21 protein-coding genes (1 of these 21 running past the window's edge) are annotated in these 20,429 nt (G+C 58.2%); 10 read left to right on the forward strand and 11 right to left on the reverse strand.

Going from position 1 to position 20,429, the window contains the following annotated elements; genetic code table 11:
* A protein-coding gene (gene tyrS, locus ACOYXH_RS22500) for a tyrosine--tRNA ligase (RefSeq protein ID WP_095126209.1) crosses the window boundary here: on the reverse strand, positions 1–289 show its start. 911 nt of this gene lie to the left of the window's left edge; only the first 289 of its 1,200 coding nucleotides appear in the window; it begins with the start codon at positions 287–289; the stop codon falls past the left edge of the window.
* A 212-nt stretch (positions 290–501) separates the two neighbouring features.
* On the opposite strand from tyrS, the gene ACOYXH_RS22505 reads away from it, so the two are divergent.
* Both ACOYXH_RS22505 and ACOYXH_RS22510 read left to right on the forward strand, forming a co-directional pair.
* Positions 502–1,920 carry a peptidoglycan DD-metalloendopeptidase family protein gene (locus ACOYXH_RS22505; protein ID WP_095050332.1) on the forward strand — a complete coding sequence of 473 codons (1,419 nt, stop codon included), beginning with the start codon at positions 502–504 and terminating at the stop codon, positions 1,918–1,920.
* A gap of 3 nt (positions 1,921–1,923) precedes the next feature.
* Complete coding sequence (locus ACOYXH_RS22510; RefSeq protein ID WP_258708891.1) at positions 1,924–3,015, forward strand: anhydro-N-acetylmuramic acid kinase; 1,092 nt, start codon at positions 1,924–1,926, stop codon at positions 3,013–3,015.
* A gap of 71 nt (positions 3,016–3,086) precedes the next feature.
* Here the strand turns inward: ACOYXH_RS22510 and erpA are convergent, their stop codons facing one another.
* Both erpA and argC read right to left on the reverse strand, forming a co-directional pair.
* Complete coding sequence (gene erpA / locus ACOYXH_RS22515) at positions 3,087–3,437, reverse strand: iron-sulfur cluster insertion protein ErpA (RefSeq protein ID WP_008077999.1); 351 nt, start codon at positions 3,435–3,437, stop codon at positions 3,087–3,089.
* A gap of 168 nt (positions 3,438–3,605) precedes the next feature.
* Positions 3,606–4,640 carry an N-acetyl-gamma-glutamyl-phosphate reductase gene (gene argC, locus ACOYXH_RS22520; protein WP_034155112.1) on the reverse strand — a complete coding sequence of 345 codons (1,035 nt, stop codon included), beginning with the start codon at positions 4,638–4,640 and terminating at the stop codon, positions 3,606–3,608.
* Between the two features lie 133 nt (positions 4,641–4,773).
* On the opposite strand from argC, the gene hemJ reads away from it, so the two are divergent.
* The 6 genes from hemJ (at position 4,774) to coq7 (ending at position 9,320) form a co-directional block, all read left to right on the forward strand.
* The gene (hemJ, locus tag ACOYXH_RS22525; protein WP_034155111.1) at positions 4,774–5,202 is read left to right on the forward strand and encodes a protoporphyrinogen oxidase HemJ; all 429 of its coding nucleotides are present in this window, start codon (positions 4,774–4,776) and stop codon (positions 5,200–5,202) included.
* A 33-nt stretch (positions 5,203–5,235) separates the two neighbouring features.
* A complete protein-coding gene (locus ACOYXH_RS22530) occupies positions 5,236–6,207 on the forward strand; it encodes an NAD(P)H-dependent flavin oxidoreductase (protein WP_095050330.1) in 972 nt (323 codons plus the stop codon).
* Positions 6,208–6,285: 78 nt separating this feature from the next.
* Positions 6,286–7,236 carry a DUF805 domain-containing protein gene (locus ACOYXH_RS22535; protein ID WP_095050329.1) on the forward strand — a complete coding sequence of 317 codons (951 nt, stop codon included), beginning with the start codon at positions 6,286–6,288 and terminating at the stop codon, positions 7,234–7,236.
* Positions 7,237–7,297: 61 nt separating this feature from the next.
* Positions 7,298–8,086 carry an SDR family NAD(P)-dependent oxidoreductase gene (locus tag ACOYXH_RS22540; RefSeq protein WP_093441854.1) on the forward strand — a complete coding sequence of 263 codons (789 nt, stop codon included), beginning with the start codon at positions 7,298–7,300 and terminating at the stop codon, positions 8,084–8,086.
* A 57-nt stretch (positions 8,087–8,143) separates the two neighbouring features.
* Positions 8,144–8,482: a histidine triad nucleotide-binding protein gene (locus tag ACOYXH_RS22545; RefSeq protein WP_003228789.1), complete on the forward strand. Its 339-nt coding sequence runs from the start codon at positions 8,144–8,146 to the stop codon at positions 8,480–8,482.
* A 190-nt stretch (positions 8,483–8,672) separates the two neighbouring features.
* Positions 8,673–9,320 (forward strand): 2-polyprenyl-3-methyl-6-methoxy-1,4-benzoquinone monooxygenase, encoded by a 648-nt coding sequence (gene coq7, locus ACOYXH_RS22550; RefSeq protein WP_008077993.1) that lies wholly within the window; start codon positions 8,673–8,675, stop codon positions 9,318–9,320.
* A 119-nt stretch (positions 9,321–9,439) separates the two neighbouring features.
* Here the strand turns inward: coq7 and speD are convergent, their stop codons facing one another.
* Together speD and ACOYXH_RS22560 are read right to left on the reverse strand one after the other, a co-directional pair.
* Positions 9,440–10,234, reverse strand: a complete 795-nt coding sequence (gene speD / locus ACOYXH_RS22555; RefSeq protein ID WP_095050328.1) for an adenosylmethionine decarboxylase — start codon at positions 10,232–10,234, stop codon at positions 9,440–9,442.
* A 237-nt stretch (positions 10,235–10,471) separates the two neighbouring features.
* Positions 10,472–10,894, reverse strand: coding sequence for an OsmC family protein (locus tag ACOYXH_RS22560; RefSeq protein WP_003228794.1), 423 nt, complete (start codon positions 10,892–10,894; stop codon positions 10,472–10,474).
* A 237-nt stretch (positions 10,895–11,131) separates the two neighbouring features.
* On the opposite strand from ACOYXH_RS22560, the gene crp reads away from it, so the two are divergent.
* Positions 11,132–11,776 carry a cAMP-activated global transcriptional regulator CRP gene (gene crp / locus ACOYXH_RS22565; RefSeq protein WP_008088598.1) on the forward strand — a complete coding sequence of 215 codons (645 nt, stop codon included), beginning with the start codon at positions 11,132–11,134 and terminating at the stop codon, positions 11,774–11,776.
* 9 nt (positions 11,777–11,785) lie between these two features.
* On the opposite strand, the gene ACOYXH_RS22570 is transcribed toward crp, so the two are convergent.
* The 4 genes from ACOYXH_RS22570 to ACOYXH_RS22585 form a co-directional block, all read right to left on the reverse strand.
* Positions 11,786–12,487, reverse strand: coding sequence for a lipoate--protein ligase family protein (locus ACOYXH_RS22570; RefSeq protein ID WP_460409954.1), 702 nt, complete (start codon positions 12,485–12,487; stop codon positions 11,786–11,788).
* Between the two features lie 135 nt (positions 12,488–12,622).
* Positions 12,623–13,459 carry an indole-3-glycerol phosphate synthase TrpC gene (gene trpC, locus ACOYXH_RS22575; RefSeq protein ID WP_258708893.1) on the reverse strand — a complete coding sequence of 279 codons (837 nt, stop codon included), beginning with the start codon at positions 13,457–13,459 and terminating at the stop codon, positions 12,623–12,625.
* A complete protein-coding gene (gene trpD / locus ACOYXH_RS22580) occupies positions 13,456–14,505 on the reverse strand; it encodes an anthranilate phosphoribosyltransferase (protein WP_095050325.1) in 1,050 nt (349 codons plus the stop codon). Before trpD ends, trpC begins: the two co-directional genes overlap by 4 nt.
* A 9-nt stretch (positions 14,506–14,514) precedes the next feature.
* Entirely contained in the window at positions 14,515–15,108 is a 594-nt protein-coding gene (locus tag ACOYXH_RS22585; RefSeq protein ID WP_093441878.1) for an aminodeoxychorismate/anthranilate synthase component II, read from the reverse strand.
* Positions 15,109–15,516: 408 nt separating this feature from the next.
* Here ACOYXH_RS22585 and estP point away from each other — a divergent pair, with 408 nt between their 5' ends.
* Complete coding sequence (estP, locus tag ACOYXH_RS22590; RefSeq protein ID WP_095050323.1) at positions 15,517–17,424, forward strand: esterase EstP; 1,908 nt, start codon at positions 15,517–15,519, stop codon at positions 17,422–17,424.
* Positions 17,425–17,447: 23 nt separating this feature from the next.
* On the opposite strand, the gene ACOYXH_RS22595 is transcribed toward estP, so the two are convergent.
* Both ACOYXH_RS22595 and trpE read right to left on the reverse strand, forming a co-directional pair.
* The gene (locus ACOYXH_RS22595) at positions 17,448–18,653 is read right to left on the reverse strand and encodes an ISL3 family transposase (RefSeq protein ID WP_095126667.1); all 1,206 of its coding nucleotides are present in this window, start codon (positions 18,651–18,653) and stop codon (positions 17,448–17,450) included.
* A gap of 259 nt (positions 18,654–18,912) precedes the next feature.
* Complete coding sequence (gene trpE, locus ACOYXH_RS22600) at positions 18,913–20,394, reverse strand: anthranilate synthase component I (protein WP_095112702.1); 1,482 nt, start codon at positions 20,392–20,394, stop codon at positions 18,913–18,915.
* Between the last annotated feature and the right edge of the window lie 35 nt (positions 20,395–20,429).

Here is a 20,429-nt window from a genome sequence, read left to right on the forward strand (position 1 = left end):
CCTGCTCACGAGTCAACGGAGGACGCGTAGCACTCTTGCCGCTCGGATCACCGATCATTCCGGTGAAGTCACCTATAAGGAAGATAACTTGATGCCCCAGCTCCTGGAACTGGCGCAGCTTATTAATAAGCACCGTGTGGCCCAAATGCAGATCCGGAGCGGTCGGATCGAAACCAGCCTTGATACGCAGCGGTTGGCCGCGCTTGAGCTTCTCGATCAGCTCGGACTCGACCAATAGTTCTTCCGCACCACGTTTAATCAGCGCTAGCTGCTCTTCAACCGACTTCATAACAGACCCGCAAGGCTCAGATTCAAAGGGAACCAACCATACAAGATCGTGCACCAATTACAAGTTTTGCCCGGCGCACGGACACCAATCCACAAACGCGGCGTCTGCAGACTTGCTTCAGAGATGATTTGGTTATATTTTATACAGTTATTTCATCTTCATCATGTCATTCATCTTTTCCAATTCATCTTTTTTCAAAGTCAAAATTACTTATGACCACAGAACCGTCTAAAGCGCCTCCGCTTTACCCGAAGACCCACCTGCTCGCCGCAAGTGGAATCGCCGCCCTTCTCAGCCTGGCACTCCTGGTATTCCCTTCCAGTGATGTTGAAGCCAAAAAGACGACCCTGAGCCTTGAACTGGAAAGTCCTGCTGAACAACTGACACAAGATCAAGACGCTGCTGACGCAGCTCAAGCCACAAATGAGCCAGTAGCTTCGCCATTTGCTCAAATCGAAAACAGTAGCGAAAACACCCCGCAAACCGCAGAGGCTGCACCTACGCCAGCCGCCGAAAAGCCAAAAGCGCCTGGCCATCGCGAAGTCATCGTTGCCAAGGGCGATACCCTGTCGACCCTGTTCGAAAAGGTCGGCCTGCCGGCTGCCTCCGTTCACGAAGTCCTGGCCAGCGACAAACAAGCCAAACAGTTCAGCCAACTCAAGCATGGCCAGAAACTCGAATTCGAATTGAATCCTGAAGGCCAACTGACCAGTTTGCACAGCAAGGTCAGCGACGTCGAAACCATTACCCTGACCAAGAATGACAAGGGTTATGCCTTCAACCGGGTTACCGCAAAACCAACCGTTCGAACTGCTTACGTCCATGGCGTAATCAATAGCTCGCTCTCACAATCAGCAGCCCGTGCCGGTCTCTCCCATAGTCTGACCATGGATATGGCCAGCGTCTTTGGCTACGACGTCGATTTCGCTCAAGACATCCGCCAGGGTGACGAATTCGATGTCATCTACGAGCAGAAAGTGGTCAACGGCAAAGCCGTCGGCACCGGACCTATCCTGTCCGCTCGCTTCACTAACCGCGGCAAGACCTACACCGCCGTGCGTTACACCAACAAGCAAGGCAACAGCAGCTACTACACCGCTGACGGCAACAGCATGCGCAAGGCGTTCATCCGTACTCCGGTGGATTTCGCCCGCATCAGCTCGAAGTTCTCAATGGGCCGCAAACACCCGATTCTCAACAAGATCCGCGCCCACAAAGGCGTGGATTACGCTGCGCCACGCGGTACGCCAATCAAGGCTGCGGGTGACGGTAAAGTGTTGCTGGCCGGACGTCGTGGTGGCTACGGCAACACGGTGATCATCCAGCACGGCAACACTTACCGCACGCTGTACGGCCACATGCAAGGCTTCGCCAAAGGCGTGAAGACTGGCGGTTCCGTTAAGCAAGGCCAAGTCATCGGCTACATCGGCACCACCGGCCTCTCGACCGGCCCGCACTTGCACTATGAGTTCCAGGTCAACGGCGTTCACGTCGATCCGCTGGGACAGAAGCTGCCAATGGCTGATCCAATTGCCAAAGCCGAACGCGCTCGCTTCCTTGCACAGAGCCAGCCGCTGATGGCGCGCATGGATCAAGAGAAAGCCACCATGCTGGCTTCGAGCAAGCGCTAAGTCATGGCCCTGTATATTGGCGTGATGTCCGGAACCAGCCTCGACGGTCTGGACATTGCCCTGATCGAACAGACCTCGGCGATCAAACTGGTCGCCACGCATTACATTCCCATGCCTGAATCCCTGCGCACCGAGCTGCTTGGCTTATGCGCCAGCGGCCCTGACGAAATCGCCCGCTCGGCGATTGCCCAGCAGAACTGGGTGACACTCGCTGCGCAGGGCATTCATACCCTCCTCGATCAGCAGCGACTCAAGCCGCAGGACATTCGGGCGATAGGCAGCCACGGCCAGACCATTCGCCATGAGCCTGCACGCGGTTTCACCGTGCAGATCGGCAACCCCGCTCTGCTGACCGAACTGACCGGTATCACCGTAGTCAGCGATTTCCGCAGTCGTGATGTGGCGGCCGGTGGCCAAGGCGCTCCGCTGGTACCTGCATTTCATGAAGCGTTATTTGAAGAGCGTACCGGTAACCAGGCCGTCTTGAATGTCGGCGGTTTCAGCAATCTGAGTCTGATTGAGCCGACCAAACCTGTAGCCGGTTTCGACTGCGGCCCCGGGAATGTGCTGATGGACGCCTGGATTCACCAGCAGCGCGGCGAAAACTATGATCGCAATGGCGACTGGGCTAAAACAGGTACAGTCGAGCCGACACTGCTAAACGCACTCCTCAGCGATCCGTTCTTCGTCACCAAGGGGCCGAAAAGTACCGGCCGAGAAGTGTTCAACCTGCCCTGGCTGGAACAACATCTCTCGCACCTGCCAGCCTTTGCTGCCGAGAACGTGCAAGCGACGTTGCTTGAGCTGACCGCGTTGACGATCGCTGAATCTTTGCAAAACGCTCAAACCGATACTCAGGAACTGTTGGTCTGTGGCGGCGGGGCGCACAACGCCACGCTGATGAAGCGTCTGGCCGAGCTGCTGCCGACCACCAAAGTCACCAGCACTGCCACTCACGGCGTTGACCCCGACTGGGTCGAAGCCATGGCCTTCGCCTGGCTGGCCCATTGCTGCCTAGAAGGCATCGCCGCCAACCGCCCAAGCGTCACCGGCGCACGCGGGCTGCGGATACTTGGCGCTATCTACCCCGCTTAAAGATTAAGCACAGCAAAACGCCGCAGAACCGTGAGGCTCTGCGGCGTTTTGTTATCTGGAGCGAGGAGCAATCAGATCGAGAACGAAGACCCGCAACCACACGTCGTGGTGGCGTTAGGGTTCTTGATCACGAAGCGCGAACCTTCCAGACCTTCCTGGTAATCCACTTCAGCACCGGCCAGGTACTGGAAGCTCATCGGATCCACCACCAGACTCACGCCTTCGCGCTCGACGATGGTGTCGTCCTCGGCCACATCTTCATCGAAGGTGAAACCGTACTGAAACCCTGAACAACCGCCGCCCGTAACGAATACGCGCAGCTTCAAGCGATCATTCCCCTCTTCATCGACCAGGCTCTTCACCTTGTGCGCGGCACCGTGGGTGAATTGCAAAGCCGTGGGGGTGAAGGATTCGACGCTCATGCTGACTATCTCCCGGCGTTACGCCGCCATAATGCGTGATGACGCGCATTATCCGCTTGTCCGAGAAAATCGGTCAACTATTGTTACGGTATATCAATAAACCCGACGAACTGTTCAGAATGCAAAAAGGCCCGCTTAACGGGCCTTTTTGCTGTGCTGCTTAAAGTATTACGGCAGCATACCGGCGTGGGACAGACCGAAACGCTCGTCCAGCCCGAACAGGATGTTCATGTTCTGCACCGCTTGACCCGACGCACCTTTGACCAGGTTGTCGATCACCGACAGCACCACCACCAGATCGCCATCCTGCGGACGATGAACGGCGATACGGCAAACGTTGGCACCGCGCACGCTACGGGTTTCCGGATGGCTGCCGGCCGGCATCACATCGACGAACGGTTCGTTGGCATAGCGCTTTTCAAACAACGCCTGCAGATCCACCGAGCGATCAACCACGGTCGCGTAGAGCGTCGAGTGAATGCCACGGATCATCGGAGTCAGGTGCGGTACGAAGGTCAGACCGACATCCTTGCCCGCTGCGCGACGCAGACCCTGGCGAATTTCCGGCAGGTGACGGTGACCTTTCACCGCATAGGCCTTCATGCTTTCTGACGTTTCGGAGTACAGCGAGCCGACAGCCGCACCGCGACCAGCACCGCTGACGCCGGATTTGCAGTCGGCGATCAAGCGCGAAGTATCCGCCAGACCAGCCTCGAGCAACGGCAGAAAGCCCAGCTGCGTAGCGGTTGGGTAGCAACCCGGCACCGCGATCAGGCGGGCCTTCTTGATCTGCTCGCGATTGACTTCCGGCAGACCGTAAACCGCTTCGTCCAGCAACTCAGGCGCGCCGTGCGGCTGACCGTACCACTTGGCCCACTCTTCAGCGTCTTGCAGACGGAAGTCAGCCGACAGGTCGATGACCTTGGTGCCCGCTGCCAGCAATTCACCGGCCAACGCATGAGCCACACCGTGCGGAGTGGCGAAGAACACTACGTCGCAAGCGCCGAGGGTCTTGATGTCTGGGACGCTGAAGGCCAGGCCGTCGTAGTGTCCGCGCAGGTTCGGGTACATGTCAGCCACGGCCAGACCGGCCTCGGATCGGGAAGTGATCACTACCACTTCTGCCTGCGGATGCTGCGCCAACAGACGCAGCAGTTCGACACCGGTGTAACCCGTGCCGCCGACGATACCGACCTTGACCATAACCTGCCCTCAAAGAACCCACTGGAAAGCCGTCGATAATAGGGGCCGCGCGGCCCTGCGACAACCGTCAAGGTGACGTGCGGACGCTCAAGCCTCTACTATCCGGCTTACCGTGAACCTGGAATAACTAAAAATGCTCTATCTATGGATCAAAGCTTTTCACATTGTCAGCATCGTTTGCTGGTTTGCCGGGCTGTTCTACTTGCCGCGTCTGTTCGTGTATCACGCGCAAAGCGAAGACACGATCAGCAAAGAGCGCTTCAGTGTCATGGAGCGCAAGCTGTATCGCGGCATCATGGGCCCGGCGATGATTGCGACGCTGATCTTCGGCGGCTGGCTGATTTACCTCAACCCGAGCATCTTCAGCATGGGCGGCTGGATTCACGCCAAATTGACCCTGGTCGTCTTGCTGATCGGCTACCACCACATGTGCGGTGCGCAGGTAAAACGTTTCGCCCGTGGCGAGAACACCCGCAGCCATGTCTTTTATCGCTGGTTCAATGAAGTGCCGGTTCTGATATTGCTGGCTATCGTAATTCTGGTCGTGGTCAAGCCGTTCTAACTTCAACAAGTACAGATCCTTGGGGTGTTCATAATGTCGCTGCCCGCTTTGCTCGAACAACGTCTGCGTTTGCCTGTAGTGGCGGCGCCGATGTTTCTGATTTCCAACCCTGAGCTGGTGCTCGCCTGCTGCCGTAATGGCGTGGTCGGGAGTTTTCCTGCGCTGAACCAACGCGAAAGCAGCGGATTCAAAGCCTGGCTGGAACAGATCGAAGCGGGCTTGGCGACACTGGACAACCCGGCGCCGTACGCGGTGAACCTGATCGTGCACAACAGCAACCCGCGCTTGCAGGCAGACCTGAACATCTGCGTCGAACACAAAGTGCCGATCGTCATCACCAGCCTCGGCGCGGTGAAGGAGTTGGTCGACGCGGTACACAGTTATGGCGGCCTGGTCTTCCATGACGTCACCACTCGCCGACATGCCGAGAAAGCGGCCGAGGCCGGCGTCGACGGATTGATTGCTGTGGCGGCCGGCGCCGGGGGCCATGCCGGGACCTGGAGTCCGTTTGCGCTGATCGCCGAGATCCGTCAGTTCTTCGATAAAACCCTGCTGCTTGCAGGATGTCTTAACCACGGGCATGAGATTCTCGCCGCACAGCTGCTCGGCGCGGATCTGGCCTACTTCGGTACGCGATTTATCGGCACCACGGAAAGTCATGCGCCCGACGCCTACAAGGAGATGCTGCTGACAGCCAAGGCGTCCGACATCATCCATACTCCAGCGGTCTCGGGAGTGCCGGCGAGCTTTATGCGGCAGAGCCTGGAAGCGGCCGGTTTCGACATGGCCGCCCTGCAAGGCAAAGGCGAAGTGAATTTCGGTGACAAGCTCAAGCCAATCAATGATGAAGCCAAAGCCTGGAAGACTGTGTGGTCGGCCGGACAAGGCGTCGGACAGATCGATGACCTGCCGAGCGTGGATCAATTGATCGCACGGCTGGACGCTGAATACCGGCAAGCCCAGGAACACGCAGCACAATTGCCAAAACGCTGGCCGCGCGAATAAAAAAACCGGGCAAGTCGACTCAAGACTGGCCTTACACTGACGACCTTTCAAACCATTCGCGACAAGGATGCCTCGGCCATGAGCGAACCCCGTTACAAGATCGTATTCGACGGTGCTTTGCAGCCCGGTGTCGATATCACTACGGCCAAGCTCAATCTGGCTGATCTTTTCAAAAGTGAAGTGGCGGCCATCGAACGCCTGTTCAATGGCCGCGCCGTAGCACTCAAACGCGACCTGTCCCACAACGATGCACAGGCTTATCTACAAGCTCTGAGCAAAACCGGGATTGATGCACGCATTGAAGCAGAGACGGCAATCGAACTGAATCTATCGGACGTCCAGGAACACTCCACTGTGGTGGCAGAACCGGACTCCCCGTATGCACCGCCTCGCGCCAATGTGGGGGAACACCTTCCGGCGTTCGCCACGCTCAAGCCGTTCAGCGTCGAAGGCCGCATAGGTCGCCTGCGTTTTCTTGCATGGACGATGGTACTGAGCCTGGTCACGCTGCCCATTATCGGGGTATTCGCCCTGTTGGCGCTTGGCCTGGTCAGCGGCGATTCCACCACCGGCCTGATCATCGGCGGAATCTTCGCGTTCTTCCTGTTTATCGCCTTCCTGATCGTCAGCATTCTGTTCAGCGTCCAGCGCCTGCACGATATCGGCTGGTCGGGCTGGCTCTGGCTATTGAACCTTGTACCGTTCGTGGGCAGCTTCTTCCCGCTGGTGATCATGGTCGTACCGGGCAACACCGGCGCCAATCGCTACGGCCCTCCCCCGCCGCCAAACAGCACCGCCGTGAAAGTGCTGTGCTCACTGTGGATCGTGTTCTTCGCACTGATTTTTGTCGGTGGAATGCTCGGCGGCATCTCAGCCATCCAGCAGGAATATGAAAGCAATCTGGAAAGCAGCTACGAAAGTGGCTCGGTGACCACTGATGAAGTCGAAGTAGAGGTCGAAACGCCTGCGGATTCCGCCGACGAGGCAGCCGAAGCGGCGCAGGCCCCTGTAGACTCTGCGAAAGAATGAACAGCGCTCCCCGCCGTGACACCCGCGTCGCCGGCGCGGAGCTGTTGCGATGGAGAATTGCATGACCCGTTACGCACTGATCACCGGCGCCTCCAGCGGCATCGGCCTGGCGATGGCCGAAGCACTGGCCCGGCGTGGCCGCAGCCTGATTCTGGTGGCCCGACAGCGTGATCAGCTCGAAAGCATTGCGATCGAATTGACCCAGCGTTTTGGCGTCGAGGTACTGTTCCGCGCCTGCGATCTGGGCGAGCCATTGCGTCTGTCCGGCTTCCTGCTGGAACTGGAAGAAGGTGACCGACAGATCGACTTGCTCGTCAATTGCGCCGGCATCGGCACCTGCGGCCCGTTTCTCGCACAGGACTGGATGACCGAGCAGGATCTGATCGAAGTGAACATCCTCGCCCTCACCCGTCTCTGCCACGCCATCGGCAACAGCATGGCGCTGCAGGGTGGCGGGCAGATTCTCAATGTCGCCTCGGTGGCCGCCTTCAATCCCGGCCCTTGGATGAGCACTTACTACGCCAGCAAGGCGTATGTGCTGCACTTCTCCGAAGCCTTGCGGGTTGAACTGAAACAAAGTGCGGTGAAGGTCTCGGTACTCTGCCCCGGCCCGACACGCACGGCATTTTTCCGCACGGCGCAGCTGAACAGCGACAAACTCAAAGACAGCAAGTTAATGATGAGCCCGGAGGAAGTCGCGCTATACACCGTACGCGCCCTCGACAAGAACCGCGCAATCATCATTCCCGGACGACGCAACCGCTGGTTCGCGTTCTTGCCGCGACTGGGCTCGCGCTGGCTCAATCGCACCATCGTCGGTATGGTCAATAAAGCTTACTGCCCGCGCTGAAGAAACCGGATTCAACGCGGTACACTCGATTCAGCCCAAACAGCGGAGAAAACAGCAGTGGATACTCTGTTCACCAAGATCATCAACCGGGAAATCCCGGCCAAGATCATTTACGAAGACGACCAGGTTTTGGCCTTCCATGACATCGCCCCTCAGGCACCGGTGCATTTCCTGGTGATCCCGAAAAAACCGGTGCGCACCCTCAATGACCTGACCGAAGATGACAAGGCATTGGCCGGGCACATCCTGTTCACTGCGCAGCGTCTGGCACTGGAACTGGGTTGCGAAGAAGGTTTCCGCGTAGTGATGAACTGCAATGAGAAAGGTGGGCAGACCGTCTACCACATTCATATGCACGTACTCGGTCAGCGTCAGATGAACTGGCCACCGGGCTAAAAAGCCCCCTGCGGGAGCGAGCCTGCTCGCGAAGACGTCGGCACGTTCAATATACCAGTGCCTGACACCACGCCTTCGCGAGCAGCATCGCTCCCACAAAAAAGCATGACCGTGCAGCAAATGACCCAGCGCAAACCTTCCACGGCCGATTCGGTTAAACTGGCCGTCGAGATTCTTCCCGGAGGTCAGCATGACTACCCAACGTCACTACTCGCCAATTGACCGTCTTCTGCTGCAAGCCGATGCCGCAATGCGTACCCTGCTGCCCTTCAGTGGCCAACCGTACCGTCCGTCGCCGGCGATTTTGCAGCCGGACACGCAAATGAGCGACGAAGACACCCGCCACGTCGCCGGCCTGATGCGCATCAACCATACCGGTGAAGTCTGCGCCCAAGCGCTCTATCAGGGACAGGCGCTGACCGCCAAGCTGCCTCAGGTGCGCGAGGCCATGGAGCACGCCGCCGAAGAAGAGATTGATCATCTGGTCTGGTGCGAACAACGTATTCATCAGTTGGGCAGCCATACCAGCGTTTTAAATCCGCTGTTTTACGGGATGTCGTTCGGTATTGGTGCGGTGGCCGGGTTGATCAGCGACAAGGTCAGCCTTGGATTCGTCGCGGCGACCGAGCATCAGGTGTGCAAGCACTTGAATGAACACCTGGAGCAGTTGCCGGCTGAGGACGAGAAATCCCGGGCGATTCTGGAGCAGATGCGCATAGATGAAGAACATCATGCGGAAAGTGCGCTGGAGGCTGGGGGTTTTCGGTTTCCGGCGCCGGTGAAGTTCGGGATGAGTATTCTGGCGAAGGTGATGACCAAGAGTACTTATCGGATCTGAGATCTGTGTGGGTGCTGAAGGCCTTATCGCGAGCAGGCTCGCTCCCACAGGGTGCTTTGTTCCAGCAATAAAAAAGGCGACTGTCCTGAGACAGTCGCCTTTTTTTGTGCCCGGGAATCTTAAGTCGGCATGTTGCGCGCGTAGAAGATTTCGAGCATTTCGTGTTTCACCCGATCGGTCACCTGAGCACGCTGCTCGAGGGACAGATTGCTGGTGGCGTCGCCGAACAGGTAGTTGTCCAGCTCGAAGTTCTTCAGCAGCATTTTGGTGTGGAACAGGTTTTCCTGATACACGTTCACGTCGGTCATCTGGTACGCGTCGCGGGTGTCTTCAGAGAGGTAGTTCTGGATCGAGTTGATCTCGTGGTCGATGAAGTGCTTGTTGCCTTCAACGTCACGGGTGAAGCCGCGCACACGATAATCCACAGTCACTATGTCCGAATCGAACTGGTGAATGAGGAAATTGAGCGCTTTAAGCGGTGAAATGACACCACAAGTCGACACGTCGATGTCCACACGGAAAGTTGCAATACCGTCGTCCGGATGAATTTCCGGGTAGGTGTGCACCGTGATGTGACTCTTGTCGAGGTGGGCCAGGATAATTTCGGGCAACGGGCCCGGCGACTCTTCAATCTGGCTTTCAGTCGGGGTTACCGGCTCTTCAGAAATCAGAATCGTGACGCTGGCGCCCTGAGGTTCATAGTCCTGACTGGCAATGTTCAGGATGTTGGCACCAATGATCTCGACAACTTCTGTGAGAATCTGCGTCAGGCGTTTCGCGTTGTACTCTTGATTGATGTACTCAACGTAAGCCTGCTGGTCTTGCGGGGTTTCCGCGTAGCAGATGTCATAGATGTTGAAGCTCAAGGTCTTTGTCAGGTTATTGAACCCGTGGAGCTTGAGTTTGCTTTTCACCGTTAAAAACTCTCTATGTATGCGGCCCGGCCGCGTGATCAAGCATGCCCGTCAAGTGCGAACAACGCACCTGCGTAGGACGGTTAACACCTCTTCGCGATGGCGATTTTGGTTATCTGTTCAGGCGGCTGATCCGTCGGCTGACCGATCACTGCCCTGAAAAAAGTGGCGCATTATGCAGACGTCAGCGGGGGATCGCCAGAGTCTGCACTGCTTTTATGATAGTTGAATGTCGGTTCAACCGAGTTCGACGATTTCGTAGTCGTGAGTGATCGCCACGCCAGCCGCGCCAAGCATGATCGAAGCGGAGCAGTACTTCTCGGCGGACAGTTCGATGGCGCGCTTGACCTGGGCCTCTTTCAAGCCACGGCCCTTGACCACGAAATGCATGTGAATCTTGGTGAACACCTTCGGATCTTCGGTCGCGCGCTCGGCTTCGAGAAAGGCCTCGCAGCTTTCAACGGCCTGACGGGACTTCTTCAGGATGCTGACCACGTCGAAGTTGCTGCAACCGCCGACACCCAGCAGAAGCATTTCCATCGGACGAACACCCAGATTACGACCACCAGCGTCCGGCGGACCGTCCATCACCACGACATGACCGCTACCGGATTCGCCGAGGAACATGGCTTCGCCAGCCCATTGGATGCGTGCCTTCATCGCCCAGACTCCACTGTAAAAAAAGGGTCGCCAGCTTAGCACAGGGCTTTACCCGGACAACGAGCAACGTTCCTAGGACAGGATGCCTCCACGCTGTAGGTAATTTCTCGAATTTGCGACGAAGTGTCTGTTAAGCTGGCGCCAATTCGCTGGCGCCCATGTCAGCCCGTGTAGCGACCGCCTTCAGCGCCTCATAAAAAATCAAACATCACCGTGCAGTCTTTTCGGGATACAACCATGGTTGCTATTACCCCCACACCCAAAATCAAGAATCTCGACAAGCTGTTGATGCATTGCCAGCGCCGTCGCCATGCGGCCAAGAGCAACATCATCTGTGCGGGCGATCGCTCGGACACGCTGTACTTCATCATCAAGGGTTCTGTGACGATCCTGATCGAGGATGACGACGGTCGGGAGATGATCATCGCTTACCTCAACGCCGGGGATTTCTTTGGTGAACTGGGCCTGTTCGAGCAAGCGGGACAGGAACAGGAACGCAGCGCCTGGGTGCGGGCCAAAGTTGAATGCGAAACAGCGGAAATCAGCTACGCCAAGTTCCGCGAATTGTCGCAGCAGGATCCGGACATTCTTTACGTACTCAGCGGACAAATCGCACAACGTCTGCGCAACACCACGCGCAAGGTCGGCGATCTGGCGTTCTTCGATGTAACCGGTCGAGTCGCGCGTTGCCTGCTGGAACTGTGCAAACAACCGGATGCGATGACCCACCCGGACGGCATGCAGATCAAGGTGACCCGTCAGGAAATCGGCCGGATTGTCGGTTGTTCGCGGGAGATGGTCGGTCGCGTGCTCAAGGATCTTGAGGAACGCAACCTGGTCGATGTGAAAGGCAAGACCATGGTGGTCTTCGGTACGCGCTAAGCCCGAAAGTCAGGCGCTGTAGATCTGCGCCAGCATCAATCGAAACAGCTCATCGAGACGCGCCAAGGCATGTGGCGCGTTGAATTTCTCATGCAGGCCGATGTGGCTTTCAGCCCGCACGCGTTGCTCCAGGCCGCACACTTCATTGAAGCGATTGACCGCGGCGACCATCGATTCGCGCTCGTTATCCATCAGCATCGCCCCGTGCACCAGGCCCACCGGACGTTGCCCGCCCTGACTCTGGCGCCAGCGCTGGGCGGTGCCGACCATTTTGCGGCCGTCGAGATTGACGTTGAAGCGGCCGTCGCAGAACGCGCCATCGATTTCACCCAACGATGACGAGCCGCCCAACTCCTCCAACAACTGACAGATCGGATCGCAGAGACGGTGGTAGCCGGTTTCGATGCGGTTCAGGTCGCCTTCGCTGCGTGGTGGCGCATAGACCAGGGCGATGTTGATCGTCGCCGCTGATTGCGGGACGGGTTCGCCACCGGTTTCGCGTAGCAGGACGGGCCAGCCAGCGGCGGCTGAGACTTCGCAGGCGTGGTCGAACGCGGCGAGGCGATTGAGGCGGCGAGGCATGACCAACGCACGATCGCTGGGTTGCCAGAATAGAAGGCCGAATTCTGCGTCGCCGGCGCAGACCGAGGCCAGCAAGTCTTGTTCGGCTTGCAGACCGGCTTCGATGGTCAGGGAGGTTGGCAGCGACATAACAGGCTCCGGCAACATGGAAATCATTAGCGGTTTCGATGGACCCTTCGCTAGCAAGCTCGCTCCCACATTGGAATGCATTTCCCCTGGGGGAGTGAGCCTGCTCGCGATGGTCTCGACTCGGTCTAGAGCGAATCAGTCGAGGGTCGAACCGCTGATGGAAGTGCCACGCTCCGGGAAGAACAGTCGCTGCAGTTCAGTGCCCGGATTCTCCGCACGCATGAACGCTTCACCCACCAGGAACGAATACACTTCGCTGATTTCCATCAACTCGACATCGGCACGATTGAGAATACCGCTCTCGGTAATCACCAGGCGATCGCGCGGAATGCGCGGCAGCAGGTCGAGGGTGGTTTCCAGGCTGACGTCGAAGGTGTGCAGGTTACGGTTGTTGACCCCGACCAGCGGCGTGTCGAGGGTTTTCAACGCACGCTCCAGCTCATCGCCATCGTGCACTTCGACCAACACATCGAGACCGACGCTTTTGGCGACAGCGGCCAGCTCGGCCATTTTCACGTCATCCAGTGCGGAGACGATCAGCAGCACACAGTCAGCACCCAGCGCGCGGGCTTCGACGATCTGGTAAGGATCGATCATGAAGTCCTTGCGAATCACCGGCAGTTTGCACGCGGCCCGGGCCTGTTGCAGATAAGCATCGGCGCCCTGGAAGTAATCGATGTCGGTCAGCACGGACAGACAGGTCGCCCCGCCCTTCTCGTAGCTTTTGGCGATGTCGGCGGGAACGAAGTTCTCGCGGATCACGCCTTTGCTTGGCGAAGCCTTTTTGATTTCGGCAATCACCGCAGGCTGCTTCTTCTTCGCCTGGGTCAGCAATGCCTGGGCAAAACCACGGGGTGCATCGGCCGCCTTGGCCAGACTTTCCAGCTCGCTCAGGCTGACGCGAGCGCTACGCTCGGCGACTTCCTGAACCTTGCGGGCCAGAATGTTTTCCAGAACCGTCGGTACACTCATCCCTCATTCTCCACTTTGAATACCGCGGTAAAGGCACCCAGCTCCTCGAGTTTTTCCCGAGCGAGGCCGGTGTGCAGGGCGTCGTGCGCAAGCTCCACACCCTGTTTCAAACTACTCGCCACGTCAGCGGCATACAGCGCCGCACCGGCATTGAGCACAATCATTTCGGCGGCTTTCTGGCCGTTTTCGGTTTTGCGCTTGCCGAGAGCATCACGGATCAGCGCCAGCGACGCCTCCGGGCCTTCGACCGACAGACCGTGCAGGCTCTGGCTCTTCATGCCGAGATCTTCCGGCTCGACCCAATACTCGGTGATTTCGTTGTTCTTCAACTCGGCAACAAAAGTCGGCGCGGCAAGACTGAACTCGTCCAGGCCGTCTTTCGAATGCACCACCAGTACATGCTTGCTGCCCAGGCGCTGCAAGACTTCGGCCAATGGCCGGCACAATGCCTGAGTGAACACGCCCACCACCTGATGTTTCACACCGGCCGGATTCGTAAGCGGGCCGAGCATGTTGAACAGCGTACGCAAGCCAAGATCGCGGCGCGGGCCGGCGGCGTACTTCATGGCTTTGTGGTGGGTCTGGGCAAACATGAAACCGATGCCGACGTTGTCGATGCAACGCGCGACTTGCACCGGCGTCAGGTTCAGATAGATGCCGGCGGCTTCCAGCAAGTCGGCGCTGCCGCTCTTGCCCGATACCGCGCGGTTGCCGTGCTTGGCCACGGTGCAACCGGCTGCCGCTACGACAAACGAAGAGGCGGTGGATACGTTGAAGATGTTCGCGCCGTCACCGCCGGTGCCGACCACATCGACCACGCCGTCGAGGGTTTTCAGTTCAACTTGATCGGCCAGCTCACGCATCACCGACACGGCGCCGACGATTTCGTCGATGCTCTCGCTCTTCATGCGCATGGCCATCATGAACGCGCCGATCTGCGCGTCGGTGCATTGGCCGGTCATGATTTCGCGCATCACGTCGCGCATTTCATCGGTGCTGAGGTCGAGGTGATCGACGATACGGCTCAGGGCTGTCTTGATATTCATGGGAAGTCCTTAGCGCGTGCCGCCGGTTTGTTTGAGGAAGTTGGCAAACAGTTCATGGCCCTGCTCGGTCAGGATCGACTCGGGGTGAAACTGTACGCCCTCAATGTTCAGGGTCTTGTGACGCAGGCCCATGATTTCGTCGACGCTGCCGTCATCGTGTTGCGTCCATGCGGTCAGCTCCAGGCAATCGGGCAAGGTCGCATGCTTGACGATCAGCGAGTGGTAACGGGTGACGGTCAGCGGATGATTGAGGCCTTGGAAAACGCCCTTGTCCTCGTGGAATACCGGACTAGTCTTACCGTGCATCACCTGCCGCGCACGCACTACGTCGCCGCCAAAGGCCTGACCGATGGACTGGTGGCCGAGGCAGACGCCGAGGATCGGCAGCTTGCCGGCAAAGTGCTTGATCGCTTCGATGGAAATGCCGGCTTCGGTCGGCGTACACGGACCTGGGGAAACCACGATGCGCTCAGGCTTGAGTGCTTCGATTTCGGCGATGGTCAATTCGTCGTTGCGCACGACTTTGACTTCGGCACCCAGCTCGCCGAGGTATTGCACAACGTTGTAAGTAAAGGAGTCGTAGTTGTCGATCATCAGCAACATGGCGTGTCGAACCTCTTGAATTCTGATTTGAAAACAGCCTTCAGATCACTTGCCCGCAGGGCGCTGCACGATGTCGGACGCAGATAGATGCGTCGGCACAGCGGCATTTCAAACAGGCAAGTAAGGCAAAGCGATACAGATCCGGCGGGGCCGGCAGAAAAGATTCAGGCGCGCCAACGCCAGCGGGCGTGTGCCTTGATGACTTGATCCAGAAGTTTGCTGGTGATCAACACGGGGAAGGTCTCGTTCATACGTTCCGGCACAGTAACTTAGCTGGGCGGAGCGTGCAATATGGCCGGGGCTGCGGCAGATAAAACCGGGGGAGGATTCGCGACCGATGGCAAAACGCCGGGAGTTTTTGGTACTGTCGTTTCGTTCACCTACAACAATAACTAAACGGACTTGCTCATGATCAAACAGACGTTGTTTGTACCGCTGGCCGGCTGCCTGCTCGCACTGGCCTGCGCTCAGGCCAATGCTGCACCCAATCCTTATTCCAGTTTCATTGTGTTTGGCGACAGCCTCAACGACGCAGGCACCTTCACCGACACTGGCGGACCGGCCGGCTCCACCGAGCGTTACACCAACCGGACCGGGCCGGTGTATCAAGATGGCAGCGGTGAACTGTATTCATTGAATTCCACGCAGTTGCTCGGCGGACGCCTTGGCTTTTCGCCAGACCAGACAGCCTCCTCCAGCTCCGCCGTGCGCGCCGAAAACGGCCAGCCGGACGGTAACAACTGGGCGGTCGGCGGTTATCGCACCGACCAGATCCTCGACTCGATCACGACGCAATCCGCTACCGGCGAACGCACCCGCGCCGGTTACCTGCCATCGAACGGCTTCCGCGCCGACCCGAAGGCGCTGTATTACATTTCCGGCGGCGGTAACGACTTCCTGCAAGGTCGCATTCTCAGCCTGCCGCAAGCCAACGCCGCCGCCGATCGACTGGCCGACAGCGTGCAAACCCTGCAAACCGCCGGCGCCAAATACGTGATGGTCTGGCTGTTGCCTGATGTTGGCCTGACGCCAGCGATCAACGGTACACCGCTGCAAGCTTTCAGCAGCCAGCTCGCCACTCAATTCAACAGCCAGTTGGTCACGCGCCTGCAAGGCATCAACGCCGAAATCATTCCACTGAACATTCCGGTCCTGTTGTCGGAAGTGTTTGCCGATCCTGGGCGCTTTGGCCTCGCGACCGACCAGAACCTGACCGCGACCTGCTTCAGTGGCAGCGGTTGCACCGAGAACGCGCGATACGGGATCAACAGTGCAACGCCCGATCCGACCAAGCTGATCTACAACGACGGCGTGCACCCGACCGAGGCCGGGCAAAAGCTGATCTCCGATTACGCCTATTCCCTGCTCGCCGCGCCGTGGGAGCTGACGCTGCTACCGGAAATGGCCCACGCCACCGTGCGTGCGCATCAGGATGAACTGCGCAATCAATGGCAGGCGGACTGGGAGAACTGGCAAGCGGTAGGTCAATGGCGCGCCATTGTTTCGGCGGGCGGCCAACATCTTGATGTCGACAGCCAAAGCAGCGGCGCCAGCGCCGATGGCAGCGGTTACAACCTTAACGTCGGCGGCAGCTACCGCTTGAATGAAGCCTGGCGTGTCGGTGTGGCAGGAGGTTTCTACCGGCAGAATCTGGAGGCCGGTCACAACGACTCGGATTACAAACTCAACAGCTACATGGCCACGGCATTTGCCCAGTACCAGCAGAACCGCTGGTGGGCTGACGCGGCGTTGACCGGTGGCAAACTCGACTACGACAACCTCAAGCGCAAATTTGATCTGGGCGTCAGCGAAGGTGCTGAAAAAGGCGACACCGACGGCAGCCTCTGGGCCTTCAGCGCCCGCGTCGGTTACGACATTGCCCAACCGGGCAGCGAGTGGCACCTGTCGCCATTCGTCAGCGCCGACTACGCCAGCGTCGATGTCGACGGCTACTCAGAGAAGGGCAACCGCGCCACGGCGCTGACTTTCGATGATCAGACTCGTGACTCGAAACGCCTGGGGCTGGGCTTGCAGGGCAAGTACAACATCACCCCGCAAACCCAGGTATTCGGCGAGTACGCTCACGAGCGTGAGTACGAAGACGACGTGCAGAAGGTCAACATCGCGCTCAACACCTTGCCGGCGAATGACTTCAAACTTGAGGGCTACACGCCGCAGAGTCATTTGAACCGTTTGAGCCTGGGCGTCAGCCACAAACTCACGGCGGATCTGGCGCTGCGTGGCGGCTACTCGCTGCGTAAGGATGATGACTTTACCCAGCAGGGCGTTAACGTCGGGGTCGTTCTGGACTTCTAAATCGCAGGCAAAAAAAAGGTTCTTCACGGATTACCGGGAAAGACGCTCTTGATCTTCATGAAAAAGAACTCGCTATCCCGGTAACCGTACGCCATCCGCTTGATCACCTTTATTCGATTGTTTATTCCTTCCAACTGACCGGTGTGCATCGGCCAGCGCACCCGGCTTACGATGCCTCGCCAGTAACCCTTTAGCCGTTTGGCAAACTGCACCAGAGCCGGTATTTCGCTTTCATGAGCATGGCGCAGCCATTGTTTCCAGGCCGATCGCCAGCCCCAGGCGCTGCTAGGTGCCCAAAGCGTTTTGAGTTCAGCCTTCATTAGATAGACTGTCATCAATGCTTGGTTGGCCGCCAGCAGGTCCTTTAAACGTACCTGTTGCTCCGGCGTTTTCAGGTTCTGCGGGTTGCGTAGCAACAGCCATCGCGCTTGCTTGATGACCTTTCGGGCAGGCTTGTCATGGCGTAGCCGATTAGCTTCATCGACGCGGACCCGATCAATCACCTCTCGGCCATATTTGGCCACCACATGAAAGAGGTCGTAGACCACTCGCGCTTTCGGGCAGTGCTGACGGACCTCCAGGTCAAAAGCGGTATTCATGTCCATCGCAACCGCTTCGATTCGAGCACATCCCTCTGGCCCCAGCTCTTCGAAAAAGGGCCGAACCGCCGCCCGGCTACGGCCTTCGCCAATCCATAGCACTCTTCGCGTATCGGCATCCAACACCACACTGGCGTAGCGATGCCCTTTGAACAGCGCGAATTCATCCATCACCAGGCGTCGTGGTTGCGCCTTCGGCAGCGTGGCCAACGCCGCCTGTAAGGCTCGACGCTCCAGCAACCGAACGGTGTCCCAATGCAGCCCAAACATCTGGGCCACGTGCAGGGTGGGAAGTCGCTCGCAGGCTTGAATGACCGCATCGGCCAAGCGACGCGTCATGCGGGCATAGCGATCCAGCCAACTGACGGCCTCCATGCGTTTGCCACAGTCGCGGCAACCAACACGCCTGAGCAAAACGCTGAGGCGCACCGCACGACCGAGAATGGGTAGATCACGAATCACTCGCTCGCAATACTCATGAGTGGTTGAACAGGTTTTTTGGCACCCTCCGCAGGAAGGGAAGCGGGTGGTGTGGGGTGTGAGATCGATCTGGAGGCCGTCACCATCAGGCTTGATGTTGACGACAGAAAAGCCCTCCCAAAAAGGAAGGAAAGTATTAATATCGCGCATAAGAACGCCGGTTTGTTAGATGTGTTTGCTCGCACGAACATCATCAATCAAATCGGCGTTCTTGTTTCTGTCTTTCCCGGGATTCCGTGAAGAACCAAAAAAAAGCGGCGCTCTCACAGGCGCCGCTTTTTTATGACCGAACACAGATCAAATGTAGGAGTGAGCCTGCTCGCGATTACGGTGGTTCAAACAACATATCCGTTGAATGTTAATCCGCTATCGCGAACAGGTTCACTCCTACAGGGGGTTTTGCGTGAGTTCAGGCTTCCGGGGTTTGCTCGGCCAGGGCCACGGCGCGGAACATCGCGCGGCGTTTGTTCAGGGTTTCTTCCCATTCCAGTGCCGGCACCGAGTCGGCGACGATACCGCCACCAGCCTGCACGTGCAGTTCGCCGTTCTTGATCACCGCCGTACGAATCGCAATCGCGGTGTCCATGTTGCCGTTCCAGGCGAAGTAACCCACCGCGCCGCCATACACTCCACGCTTGACCGGCTCCAGTTCGTCGATGATTTCCATCGCGCGAATCTTCGGCGCGCCCGACAAGGTGCCCGCCGGCAGAATCGCTCGAAGTGCATCCATCGCCGTCAGCCCGGCTTTCAACTGGCCGGTGACGTTGGAGACGATGTGCATCACGTTGGAATAGCGCTCGATAACCATTTTCTCGGTGAGCTTCACCGAGCCGATTTCCGACACGCGCCCGGTGTCGTTGCGACCCAGATCGATCAGCATCAAGTGCTCGGCGATCTCCTTGTCGTCCGACAGCAAGTCCTCTTCCAGCGCCACATCCGCTTCTTCCGTGGCGCCACGTGGGCGCGTGCCGGCAATCGGGCGCACGGTGATCAGGTTGTCTTCGACCCGCACCAGCACTTCCGGCGAACTGCCAACGACGTGGAAGTCGCCGAAGTTGAAGAAGTACATGTACGGCGTCGGGTTGAAGCAACGCAAAGCGCGGTACAGATCGATCGGCGCAGCCTTGAAGTCGATCGACATGCGCTGCGACGGCACGACCTGCATGCAGTCACCGGCAAGGATGTACTCCTTGATGGTGTCGACGGCTTTTTCGTAATCGTCTTGAGTAAAACTCGAACGGAACACCGGATCAGCCGCTTGTTGCTTGCTGAAGTCCAGGCCACGGCGCGGGGTGATCGGCTGACGGAGCTTTTCCAACAATGCCTGCAGTTGCGCCTGACCTTGTTCGAAGGCATCCGCCTGCGCAGGGTCGGCGAGCACGATCGCGTGCATCTTGCCGGCGAGGTTGTCGAACACCACGACGGCGTCGGAAACCATCAGCAGAATGTCTGGCACGCCAAGTGGATCCGGGTTCGGGCACTTGCCCAGGCGCTTCTCGACATAACGCACGCAGTCGTAACCGAAGTAACCGACCAGACCACCGTTGAAGCGCGGCAGACCGGCGATGGTCGGCACGTTGTAGCGCGCCTTGAAGGTTTCGACGAAGGCCAACGGATCTTCAACATCGTGGCTTTCGGTCTCGACGCCATCAACGGTGATGCTCACGTGATGGTCGTGAACGCGCAGCACGGTGCGGCACGGCAGGCCGATGATCGAATAACGGCCCCATTTCTCGCCACCCTGCACCGATTCGAGCAGGTAGGAGTTGGGCTGGTCGGCCAGTTTCAGGTAGATCGACAGCGGCGTGTCGAAGTCGGCCAGGGTTTCGCAGGCCAACGGAATGCGGTTGTAGCCGTCAGCGGCCAAGCGCAGGAATTCTTCGCGGATCATAAGGTGCCTCGTGGTGTGAGGGGCAAATCAGTCAG

The sequence above is a fragment of the Pseudomonas sp. Mb7 genome, assembly GCF_054790525.1.